General features: G+C 73.7%; 13 protein-coding genes. 3 read left to right on the forward strand and 10 right to left on the reverse strand.

The window, feature by feature from the left end:
• Positions 1-35 precede the first annotated feature (35 nt).
• The 7 genes from mltG (EDD34_RS11375) to rpsD all read right to left on the reverse strand — a co-directional run bounded on the left by mltG (EDD34_RS11375) (position 36) and on the right by rpsD (position 7,407).
• Positions 36-1,073, reverse strand: a complete 1,038-nt coding sequence (gene mltG / locus EDD34_RS11375; RefSeq protein ID WP_170177053.1) for an endolytic transglycosylase MltG — start codon at positions 1,071-1,073, stop codon at positions 36-38.
• 256 nt (positions 1,074-1,329) lie between these two features.
• Complete coding sequence (gene mltG / locus EDD34_RS11380; RefSeq protein WP_123814673.1) at positions 1,330-2,484, reverse strand: endolytic transglycosylase MltG; 1,155 nt, start codon at positions 2,482-2,484, stop codon at positions 1,330-1,332.
• Positions 2,485-2,548: 64 nt separating this feature from the next.
• The gene (ruvX, locus tag EDD34_RS11385; protein WP_123814674.1) at positions 2,549-3,064 is read right to left on the reverse strand and encodes a Holliday junction resolvase RuvX; all 516 of its coding nucleotides are present in this window, start codon (positions 3,062-3,064) and stop codon (positions 2,549-2,551) included.
• A complete protein-coding gene (gene alaS / locus EDD34_RS11390; RefSeq protein WP_123814675.1) occupies positions 3,064-5,760 on the reverse strand; it encodes an alanine--tRNA ligase in 2,697 nt (898 codons plus the stop codon). The genes ruvX and alaS overlap by 1 nt, the downstream gene beginning before the upstream one ends.
• A 211-nt stretch (positions 5,761-5,971) precedes the next feature.
• Positions 5,972-6,271, reverse strand: coding sequence for a hypothetical protein (locus tag EDD34_RS11395; protein ID WP_123814676.1), 300 nt, complete (start codon positions 6,269-6,271; stop codon positions 5,972-5,974).
• Positions 6,268-6,702: a DUF948 domain-containing protein gene (locus tag EDD34_RS11400; protein WP_123814677.1), complete on the reverse strand. Its 435-nt coding sequence runs from the start codon at positions 6,700-6,702 to the stop codon at positions 6,268-6,270. The genes EDD34_RS11395 and EDD34_RS11400 overlap by 4 nt, the downstream gene beginning before the upstream one ends.
• A 78-nt stretch (positions 6,703-6,780) precedes the next feature.
• Positions 6,781-7,407 carry a 30S ribosomal protein S4 gene (gene rpsD / locus EDD34_RS11405; RefSeq protein WP_123814678.1) on the reverse strand — a complete coding sequence of 209 codons (627 nt, stop codon included), beginning with the start codon at positions 7,405-7,407 and terminating at the stop codon, positions 6,781-6,783.
• A 301-nt stretch (positions 7,408-7,708) separates the two neighbouring features.
• Here rpsD and EDD34_RS11410 point away from each other — a divergent pair, with 301 nt between their 5' ends.
• Positions 7,709-9,091 carry a replication-associated recombination protein A gene (locus EDD34_RS11410; protein WP_123814679.1) on the forward strand — a complete coding sequence of 461 codons (1,383 nt, stop codon included), beginning with the start codon at positions 7,709-7,711 and terminating at the stop codon, positions 9,089-9,091.
• Between the two features lie 15 nt (positions 9,092-9,106).
• On the opposite strand, the gene EDD34_RS11415 is transcribed toward EDD34_RS11410, so the two are convergent.
• Complete coding sequence (locus EDD34_RS11415) at positions 9,107-10,111, reverse strand: DMT family transporter (RefSeq protein WP_246012334.1); 1,005 nt, start codon at positions 10,109-10,111, stop codon at positions 9,107-9,109.
• Between the two features lie 69 nt (positions 10,112-10,180).
• Between EDD34_RS11415 and pdxR the strand changes: the two genes are divergently transcribed.
• Positions 10,181-11,665: a MocR-like pyridoxine biosynthesis transcription factor PdxR gene (gene pdxR / locus EDD34_RS11420; RefSeq protein ID WP_123814680.1), complete on the forward strand. Its 1,485-nt coding sequence runs from the start codon at positions 10,181-10,183 to the stop codon at positions 11,663-11,665.
• Between the two features lie 110 nt (positions 11,666-11,775).
• On the opposite strand, the gene EDD34_RS11425 is transcribed toward pdxR, so the two are convergent.
• Positions 11,776-12,459, reverse strand: coding sequence for a helix-turn-helix domain-containing protein (locus EDD34_RS11425; RefSeq protein WP_123814681.1), 684 nt, complete (start codon positions 12,457-12,459; stop codon positions 11,776-11,778).
• Between the two features lie 97 nt (positions 12,460-12,556).
• On the opposite strand from EDD34_RS11425, the gene EDD34_RS11430 reads away from it, so the two are divergent.
• On the forward strand, positions 12,557-13,489 hold the full coding sequence (locus tag EDD34_RS11430; protein ID WP_123814682.1) for an oxidoreductase: 933 nt from the start codon (positions 12,557-12,559) through the stop codon (positions 13,487-13,489).
• Positions 13,490-13,551: 62 nt separating this feature from the next.
• On the opposite strand, the gene EDD34_RS11435 is transcribed toward EDD34_RS11430, so the two are convergent.
• Positions 13,552-15,024, reverse strand: coding sequence for an NAD-dependent succinate-semialdehyde dehydrogenase (locus tag EDD34_RS11435; RefSeq protein ID WP_123814683.1), 1,473 nt, complete (start codon positions 15,022-15,024; stop codon positions 13,552-13,554).
• Between the last annotated feature and the right edge of the window lie 32 nt (positions 15,025-15,056).

The raw sequence follows: 15,056 nt of genomic DNA on the forward strand, positions 1-15,056 counted from the left end.
GCCGGCCCGCGCCCCACCGGCCTCCGGCCCGGCCCTCACTCGTGCCAGTCCGGGTGGTCCGCCTCCCACTGCCGCAGCTCGGCGACCAGCGCCTCGAACTCCTCGTTGCTGGTGGCGAACTTCGTCTCGCCGGTCTCGTGGTTCACCGTCACCCAGTACATCTCCGTCCCGTCGGCCGGCTGCAGCGCGGCGTCGATGGACGCCCTGCCCGGGTTGGAGATCGGCGTGGGCGGCAGGCCCTTGTGGATGCGCAGGTTGTACTCGTTGGACGCGTCGTCCAGCTCGGCGCGGGTCAGGGCCCCGCTGGTGCGCCCCGTCCCGTACAGGACCGCGGCGTCGATGCCCAGCGTCCAGCCCTGGTCGAGCCGGCGCTGGATGACACCCGACATCCGGGGCCGGTCCTCGGGCCGGGCCGCCTCCCGCTCGATGAGCGAGGCGCGGGTCAGGACGTCCTCCCAGCGCTCCTGCGGCGCCCCCGCGTCCTCCAGCTGCGAGACCGTCATCTGCACCATCATCGTCACGACGTCCGCCGGCGGGGTCTCTTGCGGGTCGACGTCGTACGTCTGCGGGAACAGCCAGCCCTCGGCGTTGCCGCCCGCCTGCTCCGGCAGATACCGGCCGATGTTCTCGAACACCTGGTTCGTCTTCTTCTCCGGCCAGCCCGCCGCGACCATGCGCTCGCGGACCTGGGCCGCGGTCAGGCCCTCGGGGACGGTCAGGCCGCCGCGGTCGAGGTCGTTCTCCGCGAGCATCGCCACCGCGTCCGCGGCCGCCATCCGCGTCAGCACGGTGTGGGTGCCGGGCTGGATGCCGGGGGCGGCGGGATTCTCGTCGAACGCCCGCTTGAACGCGCCGTAGGAGGCGACGACGTCGTTCTCCACGAGCACCTCGCCGATCACCCCGCCGTTCGCGCCCTCGGGGATGTCGACCTGGATCTCCTCACCGCCCGTGCCCTCGTAGTCCTCGGCGGCGAGCGGCGTCGCGACGCCGAAGAGGTAGCCGTCGTTCTTCCACGCCCACGCGCCGAGCCCGCCGACGACCACCAGGAGCGCCACGACGACGAGCCCGGTCACGCGCCCGGCGCGGGGGGCCGATCCGCGGCGCCGGCCGCTCCGGGTCGCGCGGCGCCCGCCGCGGGAGTCTCGGCGGCGACTGCCTGTCCCTGCCCAGTGGCGTGGCGGTCCTTGGTTCGACACGTCGGCCATCGGCGCGCGGTTCACCCGTCTCTCGTGCTCGTATGCCTCGCCGCGGCACGGATCCCCGTGCCGCGGCGAGATGGTTATATCAGGTCGGCGTCCCCGGGCGCACCGGTACGCCCGGCTCGCGGCCTCAGCCCTGCTTCGCCTGCCATTCCCGCAGCTCAGCCACGTACTGCTGATGCTGGGCGTAGGTCTCGGAGAACTTCGTCTCGCCCGTGTCGAGGTTCACCGTGACCCAGAACTTCCAGGCGCCGTCGGCCGGGGACAGGACCGCGTCGATCGACTGCGCGCTCGGGTTCGCGATGGGTCCCGGTGGCAGGCCGACGTGTCGCTCCAGGTTGAACGGCGTGTCGGCAGCCTTGTCCGCGGTCGTCAGCTCGATGCCGGGCTTGTCCAGCCCGTACGCGAGTGACGCGTCGATCTGGAGCTTCATGTCGTCCTCGAGCCGGTTCTCGATCGCGCGGGCGATCTTCGGCCGGTCCTCGGCGATCATCCCCTCACGCTCCACGAGAGACGCCTTGATCAGCACGTCCTGGCGTTCCTTCGGGGGCACGCCCCGGTCGTCGAGCTGCTCGACGGTGTTGCGCACCATGCGCGCCAGCACGTCGGCCGCGGTCTCCTCCTCGGGATCCACCGGGTAGGTCTGCGGGTAGAGCCAGCCCTCGGCGTTGCCGCCCGCCTGTTCCGGCAGGCCGAACGAACGGGGCCGCTCCAGCGCCTTCGTGAAGTCCGCGGCGGGGATGCCGGACACGGACGCGAGGCGTTCGACCGTCTGCGCGACCGTGAAGCCCTCCGGGATCGTCACCGCCAGGTGCGCCATCTCGTTCTTGGCCAGCAGCGCGACCGCGTCCGAGGCCTTCATCTCCGTCAGCATGTCCCGCGCGCCGGGCCGGATGCCACCGGCGTCCGGATTCTCGCCGAACGCCTTGACGAAGGCGTCCTTGCTGGCCACGATGTCGGCGTCGTACAGCACCTCGGCCATGTCGAAGCCGGTGGCGCCCTCGGGGATCTCGACCGTCACGTCGTCGGTACCGGGGCCCGGGTAGTCCTTGGCCTCGATCGGGTTCTCGAAGGAGAGCAACACGTCCTTCTGCTCCCACACCAGGTAACCCGCCCCGGCCACCAGGCCGAGGCTCACGAGGAGCACGACGAACGACCGGCCCTGACGGCGCCTGCGCCGCAAGCGCCGGGAACGATGGTCGCGCTGGTTCCGGGTCCTGGGACGCACGGTGTTGGCCGGCACACCCACCTGGGCATCAGGGGGCGCCGTGAACAGGTCCGTCACCTCGTCGATCCTTCACTTCCGGGGAAAACGTGCTGGGGGTCCGGGCGTGCGTGTCGTGCACGGTCTACACCTCGACGCCGATGCCGGCACGAGTCCCTGTCGCCCGCTCGGCGTCGAGTGCGGATTGCAAAATGATAACGGCAGCGGCCTGATCGATGACAGACCGATGCCTCCGGGTGTTTCGTCCCGCCGCGTGCAACGCCTGCGTGGCGGTGACCGTGGTCATCCGCTCGTCGACGAACCGCAGCTCCGTACCGGGCTGCCCGGCGGCGGCCAGGGCGCGCGCGAGCCCGTCGGCGAACCTCCGTGCGTCCGCGCTCGACGCGCCCTCCCGGCCGTTCAGATGCCTCGGCAGGCCCACGTAGACGACGGCCGCGGACCGCTCGGCCGCCTCCTGGGCGATGCGGCGCAGAGCGGCCGGCTCGGGACTGCGCGGCACGGTCTCGACCGGCGTGGCCACGAGGCCGTCGGGATCACTCGCCGCGAGACCGACGCGCGCCGTGCCCACGTCGACGGCGAGACGGGCGCCCCGGGGCAGGGGCGCCCGCCCGGGGGCGTCCGCCGGCTCCTGCGACGCCATCACGCGCCGACCGCGGCCAGCCGCACGCCCTCCGCGACGCCCGCGAGCGCCTCGCCGAGCCGTGTCGGGTCCTGGCCGCCGCCCTGGGCGAGGTCGGGCTTGCCGCCGCCCCCGCCGCCGAGCGTGCGCGCGGCGGTGCGTACCAGGTCGCCGGCCTTGTGCCCGGCCGCACGTGCGGCCTCGTTCGTGGCGACGACGACGACGGGCCGTCCCTCGGACGTGCCGCCCGCGGCGACGACGACGGGCTCGGCCTCCCCGAGGCGGGACCGCACGTCGAGCACGAGGGCGCGCAGGCCGTCGGCACCGGCCTCGCCGGCGTCGTGCGTGACGACGCGGACGTCACCCACCCGTGGCGCCTCGGCGGCCAGCTTCCCGGCGACGGCGAGCAACTGCGCCTGGCGCAGGCCGGCGAGCTCCTTCTCGGCGTCCTTCAGCCGGGTCAGGAGCGAACCGACGCGATCGGCGAGCTGGTCGTGGCGCACGTTCAGCATCCCGGTGAGCTGGCCCACCAGGGCGTGCTCCGTGGCGTGGAACCCGTAGGCGCCGTCGCCCACGAGGGCGTCGACGCGCCGCACACCGGAGCCGATGGACGACTCGCCCAGCAGGGTCACGCGCCCGAGCTCGCCGGTCAGCTTCACGTGCGTGCCTCCGCACAGCTCGCGGGACCAGTCGTCGCCGATGGACACGACGCGCACGACGTCGCCGTACTTCTCGCCGAACAGGGCCATGGCGCCCAGCTCCTTGGCCGCGGCCAGGGGCATCTGCTGGTCGGTGACCTCGAGGTTCTCGGTGAGCAGCGTGTTGACGCGCTCCTCGATCTCGCCGAGGGCGGTGGCGGGCACGGCCTGCGGCGAGCGGAAGTCGAACCGGATGCGGCTGGGCGCGTTCTCCGAGCCGGCCTGCGTACGGTCCGGCCCGACCAGCTCGTGCAGGGCCTTGTGGATCATGTGCGTGGCCGAGTGGGCCTTGCTGATCGCGGTGCGCCGGGCCCGGTCGATCGTGGCGGTTCCCGGGTCGCCGAGCGCGACCGTGCCCTCGATCAGGCGTCCGCGGTGCACGTTCAGCCCCTTGACGGGTCGCTGCACGTCGTCGACCTCGATCGTGGCGCCGCCGTCGAGCACGATCGTGCCCTGGTCGGCGAGCTGGCCGCCGGCCTCCGCGTAGAACGGTGTGCGGTCCAGGATCACCTCCACGTCGGCGGGGGCGGTGGCGGCGGGCGTCGGGACGCCGTCGGACAGCAGGCCGACGACCTGCACCGTGGCGTCGTGCTCGGTGTAGCCGAGGAACTCGACCGGGCGCGCCAGCTCCTTGGCGACCGACTCGTAGGCGGCGACGTCGACGTTGCCGTGGCGCTTGGCCATCGCGTCGGCACGGGCGCGGTCGCGCTGCTCCTGCATGAGCGTGCGGAACGCCTTCTCGTCGACGCGCACGCCCTGCTCGGCGGCCATCTCCAGGGTGAGGTCGATCGGGAAGCCGTAGGTGTCGTGCAGCTGGAAGGCGGCGTCGCCACCGAGCACCAGGGAGCCCGCGCCGGCCGGGGCCGACGACTTCAGCTTCGACACGGCCGTGTCGAGGATCGTGGTGCCGGCCGCCAGGGTGCGCCGGAACGCCTCCTCCTCGGCGTAGGCGACCCGGGAGATCTCCTCGAAGTTCGTCTCGAGCTCGGGATAGGAAGCCTTCATGGCGTCCTTGGAGACGGGCAGCAGGGACGGCAGGGCGACGCCGTCCACGCCGAGCAGACGCATCGCGCGCACCGAGCGGCGCAGGAGGCGGCGCAGCACGTAGCCGCGACCCTCGTTGGAGGGGCGGACGCCGTCGCCGATGATCATCAGGGCGCTGCGGACGTGATCGGCCACGACGCGCATGCGGACGTCGTCCTCGGGGTTCGCGCCGTACTTCTTGCCCGAGAGCTTCTCGGCGGCGTCGATGACGGGGCGTACCTCGTCGATCTCGTAGAGGTTGTCCACGCCCTGGAGCAGGAACGCGACCCGCTCGAGGCCCATGCCCGTGTCGATGTTCTTCGCCTTGAGGTCGCCGACGACGCGGAAGTCGTCCTTCGCCTTCACGTCGTCCAGGGCGTACTGCATGAAGACGAGGTTCCAGATCTCGATGTACCGGTCCTCGTCGGCCTCGGGGCCGCCCTCGGCGCCGTACTCGGGACCGCGGTCGTAGAAGATCTCCGAGCAGGGACCGCCCGGGCCCGGCTGGCCGGTGTGCCAGTAGTTGTCCTTCTTGCCGCGCGACTGGATGCGCTCGTCCGGGAGGCCCGTGACCTTCGTCCAGAGCTCGCGCGCCTCGTCGTCCTCCTCGTAGACGGTGGCCCACAGGCGGTCCGGGTCGATGCCGAGGTTGCCGTCCTCGCGGGAGCCCGTGAGGAACTCCCAGGCGTACCGGATCGCGTCCTCCTTGAAGTAGTCCCCGAAGGAGAAGTTGCCGTTCATCTGGAAGAACGTGCCGTGGCGGGTGGTCTTGCCGACCTCGTCGATGTCGAGGGTGCGCACGCACTTCTGCACGCTCGTGGCTCGCTTCCACGGCGGCGTCTGCTGTCCCGTCATGTACGGGATGAACGGCACCATGCCCGCGATCGTGAACAGGGTGGACGGGTCCGGGCTGACCAGCGACGCAGACGGCACCACCGCGTGAGCCCTTGCCTCGAAGAAGTCGAGCCAACGCTTGCGGATCTCGGCGGTGCGCATCTGTTGCGGTCCTTGTCTCGTGGGCCGGCGCGCGCCCGCGCGCCGGGATTCGGTCTGTGTGGTCATAGTCTCCCGCGCCGGGGGGCGAAAGACGAAACTGAATGTGGTGCGCTGTGGACAACGTCGCCGGCTCGCGCGAAAATCCCGGGATCCGTGCGGTCGGCCGGCCGGCGGACAGGTCTCCCGGAGGCGCTCGGCCGCCGGGGAACGCTCAGCGGCCGGTGCGCCGGCGCAGGTCGTCCAGGTCGTGGGTACCGCCCGCGCCGTCCGAGAGGAGGGAGGCCATCAGCTCGGCCTCCCGTGCGGCACGAGCCGCGCGGAAGTCCCCCGCGAACCCGCGCGCGCCGTGCATGAGCCGCACCCCGGCGGCGTCGGCCGCGTCGACGGCCCTGGCACCGGCCGCGGCCGCCATGGTGGCCGGGGTGTACCGCGCCGCGAGCCGCTGCCCGCGCCGCACCACCACGACGGTCGCCACCACGCCGACCCCGATCCAGAACAACCGGGCCTTCACCGGACGCCGCCCTCGGGCGCCGCGGCGTGCTTCCCGGAACCTGACGCGCCGTCCGCGCCGCGCTCGCCGTCGTACCGTCCCGTGGCCTTGGCGAACGCCTGCCGCACCCCGTACGAGAACGCGGCCACCTTGACCAGCGGGCCGCCGAGCGTGGCGGCGTACAGGCCGGTCAGGGCGCTCACGTTCTCGCTGACGGACGCCGCGCCGGTGGTGACGACGTCCACCTTCTCCAGCTGTGTGTTGGCGCTGGCCACGGCCGTGGCGGTCTCGTCCAGGATGGGTACGGAGTGCTCGGTCACCTCGCGCAGGCCGGCACGGGCCTCTTCCAGCACCCGGCCGAGCTTGATCAGCGGATAAGCGAGGAAGCCCACGAGCAGCAGGAACGCGATCGCCGCGAGCAGTCCCGCCACGTCACCGAGGGAGAAAGTCATGGCCGCAACCCTAACGCGGGACGACGACACCCCGCCCGGGCACGAGGCTCGGACGGGGTGTGTCGGGCTGAACGAAGGTCAGCGGGCGTAGTACTCGACGACCATCTGCACGTCGCAGGTCACGGGGACCTCCGAGCGCTTCGGCCGGCGGGTCAGCGTCGCGGACAGCTTCTCCAGCTGCACGTCGAGGTAACCGGGCAGGTTGGGCAGCACGTCACGGTGCGCGCCGGCGGCGGCGACCTGGAACGGCGTGGTGGCCTGGCTCTTCGGCTTCACCTGGATGGTCTGGCCCTCCTTCACGCGGAAGGAGGGACGGTCCACGATCTTGCCGTCCACCAGGATGTGACGGTGGGTCACGATCTGGCGGGCCTGCAGGATGGTGCGGCCGAAGCCGGCGCGCAGCACGAGGGAGTCGAGACGGGTCTCGAGGTCCTCGACCATGACCTCACCGGTCAGGCCGGGCTGCTTGCGGGAGTTCTCGTACACCTTGAGGAGCTGCTTCTCCCGCAGGGCGTACTGCGCCCGCAGGCGCTGCTTCTCGCGCAGACGCACCGCGTAGTCCGACTCGGTGCGACGACGGGCGCGCCCGTGCTCACCGGGCGGGTACGGGCGCTTCTCGAAGTGCTTGACGGCCTTCGGCGTGAGCGGGAGGCCGAGCTTGCGGCTCAGGCGAACCTGACGCCGCGAACGGGTGACTGAGGTCACAGAGATTCCTGTCCTTCGTGGTTGATAGGTCACACCCGGGGCCGGCGCGTCCGGGGACGTCACCTGCCGGGTGCGGGACCAGCCGACGGACGTGCCGCACGGACGAACCGCACGCGCGTCACGGGGCCGAGGTCCCAGGGAGTCGCCGTCGGGGCCGGGGCCCGCGAGGCAACCGCAACATCCTATCCCACGCGCGTTCGCCCGGCCGTGCGCGGCGGGCCGCCGGACCCGGCGTTCGCCCCGTACGCCGGCCGGTGTCCGGCGGGCCGGCGGTGTCGGACTCCCCGCATAGGGTTGCGGCATGGACCTGTTCTCCGCGGTGACCACCTCCGAGCGAGGCACCCCCGAGGTGAGCGACGCCGCCCCGCTCGCCGTGCGCATGCGCCCGGCCTCGATCGCGGAGATCGCCGGCCAGGGCCACCTGCTCGAGCCCGGATCGCCCCTGCGGCGGCTCATCGAACCGGCGCAGGAGGGGAGTTCCGCACGCTCGGCGCCGTCGTCGGTCATCCTGTGGGGGCCGCCCGGCACCGGGAAGACCACGCTCGCCTACCTCGTCGCCACGGTGTCCGGCCGCCGGTTCGTGGAGCTGTCGGCCGTGACGGCCGGGGTGAAGGACGTGCGCCAGGTCGTGGAGGACGCGCGCCGCCGGCTGGCGACGGGCGGGTCCGAGACGGTGCTGTTCGTCGACGAGGTGCACCGCTTCTCCAAGACCCAGCAGGACGCGCTGCTGCCGTCCGTGGAGAACCGCTGGGTCACGCTGGTGGCGGCCACCACCGAGAACCCGTCGTTCTCCGTGAACTCGCCGCTGCTGTCGCGCTCGCTGCTGCTCACCCTGCAGCCGCTCACCTCCGAGCACGTGCGTGACCTGGTGGTGCGCGCCGTCTCCGACCCGCGCGGCCTCGACGGCACCGTCACCCTCGCCGGGGAGGCCGCCGACCATCTCGTCCGGCTGGCCGGCGGCGACGCCCGCAAGGCCCTCACCATCCTGGAGGCCGCGGCCGGGGCGGTGCTGTCCGACGACGACCGCGCGGACCCGGGCACCCCGCCGGAGATCACCCTGGCGGACGTCGAGCGCGCCGTCGACGTCGCCGCCGTGCGCTACGACCGCGCCGGGGACCAGCACTACGACGTCATCAGCGCGTTCATCAAGTCGATCCGCGGGTCCGACGTCGACGCCGCCCTGCACTACCTCGCGCGGATGGTCGCGGCCGGGGAGGATCCGCGCTTCATCGCCCGGCGGCTGATCATCTCCGCCGCGGAGGACGTCGGCGTCGCCGATCCGTCCGCCCTCCAGACGGCGGTCGCCGCCGCGCAGGCCGTGCAGATGATCGGCATGCCGGAGGGGCGCATCGTGCTGGCGGAGGCCGTGGTGCACCTGGCGACCGCGCCGAAGTCGAACGCGGCCTACCTCGCGGGGGACGCGGCGCTGGCCGACGTACGGGCCGGCAAGGCCGGGACGGTCCCGGCGCACCTGCGCGACGCCCACTACGCCGGGGCCGAAGGGCTCGGGCACGGCGACGACTACCGCTACGCCCACGACTGGCCCCACGCCGTGGCGCCGCAGCGATACCTCCCCGACTCGCTCGCGGGCACGGAGTACTACTCCCCCAGCGACCGCGGGTTCGAGCGCCAGGTCTCCGAGCGCCTGGAGCGGGTGCGGGGCATCCTGCGGTCCGACGGGTAGCCGGCATACGGCCGGTCACGAGCCGCGTGAGCGCATGCCGACGGCGACGCCCCCGGCCACGACCGCGATCCCGAGCCACACGGCCGGGCCCGGGACGGGCTCCCCGAGGAGCACGCCTCCCACGGCCGAGGCGACGGGCACGACGCCGGCGAACAGTCCGGCGCGGCCCGGGCCCAGGCGGCCCACGGCCGTGTACCAGAGCAGGAACCCGGCCACCGTGACGAGCACCCCGAGGTACGCCGTCGCGAGCAGGTCATCCGGTCCCAGCGTGAGCACCGCGGCCGGCCCCTCGGTCGCGACACCGAGCACGACGAAGCCCACGGCCGCGATCCAGATCGTGTGCAGGGACACCCCGGACGGCCCGAGGCGGCGCAGCACGGGCACGGCCAGGAGCGTGAACCCGGCCTCGCACGCGAGCGTCAGCAGGGCATAGGCGACTCCGGCGGCGTCGGTGCGTCCGCCCCCGGTGACCAGGACGGCTCCGGCGGTCACCACCACCGCGCCCGCCACCACCGCCGGCGACGGCCGCGTCCGGGCCATCAGGGGGCCGACGAGCGCCAGCAGTACCGGCACGGCGGCGACGGCCACGCCGATCACGGCCGGCTCCGCGTGCTCGACGCCGCGCACCACCGCGACGTTGAACAGCACCAGGCCGCTCAGCGCGACGCCCGTCAGCCACGCCCACTCTCGCCCCCGCGGGCGCCGCACGGCCCGCCCCGCACCCCGGAGCACCAGCGCGAGGGCCACGGCGGCCAGCACGTACCGCAGCGCCTGAACGGTGAGGAACGGCGCGTCCTCAAGGGTTCCCGACACCGCGACCAGGCTGCCCACCAGCGACATCGCGACCACGGCGGCCAGCGGTCCGCCGCGCGCGACAGCCTGTCCACCGGACCTCGTCCGGCCTGCCGCCGCTCTGCCGCCCACGGGCGCGGTCGTGCCCGTCCCAGCCGCGCCCACCCCGGTCGTCACCGCTGCCGTGGGCATCGTCCCGGCCCCTGGTTCCCTGATCGTCTCCGTCATACCGGACAGCTTCCGTGGCATCTTGGTCTTCCGAACAGTGCCAAGAGATACCGAACCGAGAGGACCAAGATGCCGGGCGCCGACTTCCTGCAGCTCGATCCCGCGCACGCTCCGCCCGGCGGCCTCACCGCGTGGCTCACGGACGCGCTCCGCGGCGCGGTCCGTGACCACCGCCTCACCGCCGGTGACCGGCTGCCCGCGACACGGGTGCTGGCCGAACAGCTCGGCTGCTCGCGAGGCGTCGTGGTGGACGCCTACCAGCGGCTCACCGACGAGGGCCTGCTGTCCGGCCGGCGCGGCGGCGGGACCACCGTCCGCGCCGACTGGCTCCCCGCCCCCGCGTCACCCGCAGGGGGTGCTCGTCCCGGCACCTCCCACGTCCCGGATCCGCTCGCGCGCCGTACGCCCCACGCCCCGACGTCGGGCACGGCACGCCCGGCGGACACCGGGCGGATCGACCTCTCCCCCGGCCTGCCGGACCTGTCCGCGTTTCCGCGCGCCGCCTGGGGCCGCGCGGAGCGGACGGCGCTGCACGCCCTCCCCTCCGCGGACCTCGGTTACGGCGATCCTCGCGGCCTGCCGGCGCTCCGCGAGGCTCTCGCGGGGTGGCTCGCCCGCACCCGCGGGCTGCGCGCCCGTCCGGACGAGATCCTGGTCGTGAACGGTGTGTCGCACGGCCTGCTCCTGCTCGCCACGGTGCTCCGCGGCCACGGGGTCACCCGGATCGGCTTCGAGGACCCCGGCTCGCGCGGGGCGCGCGAGCACGTACGCCGGTGGGGCGTCGACCCCGTGCCGGTCCCGGTGGACGGCGACGGGCTCGACGTCGCCGCCCTGGAGGCCTCCGGGCTCGACGCCGTGCTGGTCACCCCCGCGCACCAGTTCCCCACCGGTGTGGCGCTCGCGCCCGGCCGGCGCCGTGCGCTGGTCACGTGGTCCAGGGTCTCGTCGCCGGGCACCCCGGCGGGACTCCCCGGCCGTCTGGTCGTCGAGGACGACTACGACGCCGAGCACCGCTACGACCGGCCGCCCGTGCCCGCCCTGCGAGCCCTGGCGCCCGACCACGTGGTGCACCTGGGCAGCGTGTCCAAGTCCCTGGCGCCCGGCATCCGGCTCGGCTGGATGCTGGCGCCCGCGCCACTGCACCAGGAGCTGGCCGACGCCCGCTACCGGACCGATCTCGCGAGCCCCGCGCTGCCGCAGCTCGCGCTGGCACACTTCATCACCTCGGGTGCGTTCGACCGGCATCTGCGGCAGGTGCGGCGGCGCCACCGCGTGCGCCGCGACGCGCTGCTGGCCGCCCTCGCGACCCACCTGCCGCACGCGGCCGTGCACGGCGTGGCGGCGGGCCTGCACCTGCTCGTCACGCTGCCCGGCGACGTCGACGACGTCGCGCTGGCCGCCCGCGCCGCGGAGGCGGGCGTCACCGTGCACCCGTTGTCGTCCCACCGCGAGGGCACGGGGCCACCCGGGCTCGTCATCGGGTACGCCGCGGCGGCCCCGGACCGCCTGCGAGAAGCGGTGGCCCGCCTGGCCGCGGCGTCGCGAGCGGCCTGACAAGCCCTCTCCCGGCAACGCCGACCACGCCATTTCGCTGGATGGGCGCGCTCCCATCGAGCGAAATGGCGTGGTCGCCGGATGTGGTCGCCCCCGGATGCCTGGCGGTGTCAGACCAGGCCCAGGTCTCTCGCCCGCACGCCCGCCTGGAACCGCGAGTCCGCGCCGAGCGCCGCCATGAGGTCCGCCACGCGGCGCCGGTAGGTGCGCACGCCCAGTCCGAGCTCCCGGGCGGCGGTCTCGTCCTTGACGCCCCGGCCGAGCAGATCGAGCACCTGGGGCGCGAGCCTGCGGATCTCCGCGGCGCCGGCGTCGTACACGTCCAGGTCCGTGGCCGAGCGCCACGCCGCCTCGAACAGGGAGCTCACCCCCCGCACGGTCTCGCGCCGGGTGATGAGGCTGTAGGTGCGCTCACCGGAGCGCAGGTCCCCGGCCAGGATCACGAGCTTCTCGTCGATGATGATCGTCTCGTTCACCTCCTCGTCGGCGACCCGCACCTCGACGCCCGGGTGCCGCAGCACGACCGCCATGCGCTGCGACCACGCCGGGTCCAGCAGCATGCCGGAGCGGTACACCTTGCGGATCCGCGCGTCGGGGTGCCGGGGAGCGATCGAGGTTCCCGCCACGCCCGGGGCCTCACCGGGACCGTGCGTCCAGCCCCACGACGCGAGGGTGTTCGCCGCGCAGGTGAGGCTCGTCGCGTTCGCGAACAGGTGTGCCGTGCGACGGAAGACCTCCTCCTCACCGCGCACCACGGTGACCCCGGCGTCGGTCGTTCTGGCTGTGATCGACATGTGGTCCACCCTCCTGGCTCGCGCGCGAACCGTCCAGACGTGGCAACAACCTGCCAGACCCGGCGCTTCCACGGCCGCGCCGCCCACGCTGGGTGGCATGACGATCAACGACACCACCACCCCGCCCGTCGCCTCTGCCGCGGGCACCTGGCGCCTCGGGGACCGCGAGATCAACCGCATCGGCTTCGGCGCGATGCGCCTGACCGGCATGCCCTGGGACGCCAGGCCCCGCGACCGCGACACGGCGATCGCCGTCCTGCGCCGGGCGGTCGAACTCGGCGTGAACCACGTCGACACCGCGGCGTTCTACTTCCTCCCCACCCGTTCGGCCAACGAGCTGATCAGCACCGCCCTCTACCCCTACCGGGACGACCTCGTGATCGCCACCAAGGTGGGCCCCGTCCGGGACGGCGCGGACGGGCTCGCGTTCGCGCCCTACGCCCGGCCCGACCAGCTGCGCGATCAGGTGGAGGAGAACATCCGCCAGCTCGGCGTCGACCACCTGGACGTGGTCAACCTGCGCTGGGGGTCCGGCCTGGGCAAGGAGCCCGGGTCCGTGGCCGAGCACGTCGGCGCCCTGACCGAGCTGCGCGACGCCGGACTCCTGGCGCACATCGGCGTCTCCAACGTCGACGCGGCACAGCTCGCCGAGGCGATGGCGATCACGCCCGTCGCCGAGGTGCAGAACCGCTACGGACTCACGGAGCGCGACGACGACGACCTGGTCACGCTGACCGGCGAGCACGGCATCGCGTTCGTGCCGTTCTTCTCCATGGGCGCGGGCGTGCCCGGGGCGGTGCCCGGTGCTACCGCCCCGGCCGACGAGACGGAGGTCGCCGCCGTCGCGGAGGCCCACGGGGTCGCGCCGACGCAGATCCGGCTCGCCTGGACCCTGCACCGTGGCGCGCACGTCCTGGCCATCCCCGGCACCGGCGACCTCACGCACCTGGAGCAGAACGTCGCCGCCGGAGCCCTCCGGCTCACCGAGGCCGACCTGGCACGGCTCGACGCGGTGGCTCCGGCCGCCTGACTCCTCCGTCCGCCGCACACGGCCGGTGCCCGCCCGCGGTCGCGGGGCGGGCGCCGGCCGCGCTACGCGAACGGGTCCGGCGTCAGCGTGTACTTGGTCTCCAGGTACTCGGCGATGCCCTCGGCCCCGCCCTCGCGGCCCAGACCGGACGCCTTCCACCCGCCGAACGGCGCGGCCGCGTTGGAGACCACGCCCATGTTGAGGCCCATCATCCCCGTGGCGAGGCGCTCGATCATGCGCTGGCCGCGCGCCAGGTCCTGGGTCCAGACGTAGGACACCAGGCCGTACTCGGTGGCGTTGGCGAGGCGGACGGCGTCGTCCTCGTCGTCGAACGGGACGACGGCGAGCACCGGGCCGAAGATCTCCTCACGGAGCAGCTCGCTGCTGGGCGGCACGTCGCTGAGCACCGTGGCCGGGTAGTAGGAGCCGGGCCCGGCCACGGGCTCCCCGCCGAGACGGAGGTGCGCGCCGCGGTCCACGGCGTCGCGCACGAGCGTCGCCGACTTGGTGACGGCCGCGTCGTCGATGAGCGGCCCGATCGTCACACCCTCCTGCGTCCCCGGGCCCATCCGGAACTCCGCCACGCGCTTGGTCACCCGCTCGGTGAACTCCTCCGCGACCGAACGGTGCACGAGGAACCGGTTGGCCGCCGTGCACGCCTGCCCGATGTTGCGGAACTTCGCCGCGAGGGCGCCCTCCACCGCCTGGTCCAGGTCGGCGTCGTCGAACACGACGAACGGCGCGTTGCCGCCCAGCTCCATCGACGTGCGCAGGATGCCTCCGGCGGCCTGCTTCAGCAGCGTGCGCCCCACGGGGGTGGAACCGGTGAACGACAGCTTGCGCAGCCGGGGGTCCGCGATGATCGCCTCGGAGACCGGGCCGGGGGACGAGGTCGTCACCACGTTCACCACGCCCGCCGGCAGGCCCGCCTCGGCGAGGATCCGCGCGAGGTACAGCGTGGTCAGGGGCGTGGCCTCCGCGGGCTTGACCACCACGGTGCACCCGGCCGCGAGCGCCGGCGCGATCTTGCGGGTGGCCATGGCGAGGGGGAAGTTCCAGGGGGTGATGAGGTAGCAGGGGCCCACGGGGTGCCGGGTGACGATCATGCGGCCGGTGCCCTCGGGGCTGATGCCGTAGCGGCCGGTGACGCGGGGGGCCTCCTCGCTGAACCAGCGCAGGAACTCGCCGCCGTAGGCGACCTCGCCGCGGGACTGGTCGAGGGGTTTGCCCATCTCGAGGGTCATGAGCAGCGCGACGTCCTCCTTGCGCTCCATGAGGAGGTCGAAGGCGCGGCGGAGGATCTCGGCGCGTTCGCGCGGTGCGGTGCGGGCCCAGCGGGCGGCGGCGTCGGCGGCGGCGGTGAGGGCGGCGAGGCCGTCGTCGGGCGTGGCGTCGGCGACGTTCTTGAGGACGTCGCCGGTGGCGGGGTCGGTGACGGCGAGGGTGGCGCCGCCGGCGGCGGGGCGCCAGCGGCCGGCGATGTGGAGGCGGTCGGGGACGGCCTCCAGGAGCTGGGTGGGGCGGGGGTCGGTCATCGGGTTCGGACTCCTTCGTCTCGCGCGTCGCG

This window comes from Myceligenerans xiligouense, from assembly GCF_003814695.1.
GTDB classification, from domain to species: domain Bacteria; phylum Actinomycetota; class Actinomycetes; order Actinomycetales; family Cellulomonadaceae; genus Myceligenerans; species Myceligenerans xiligouense.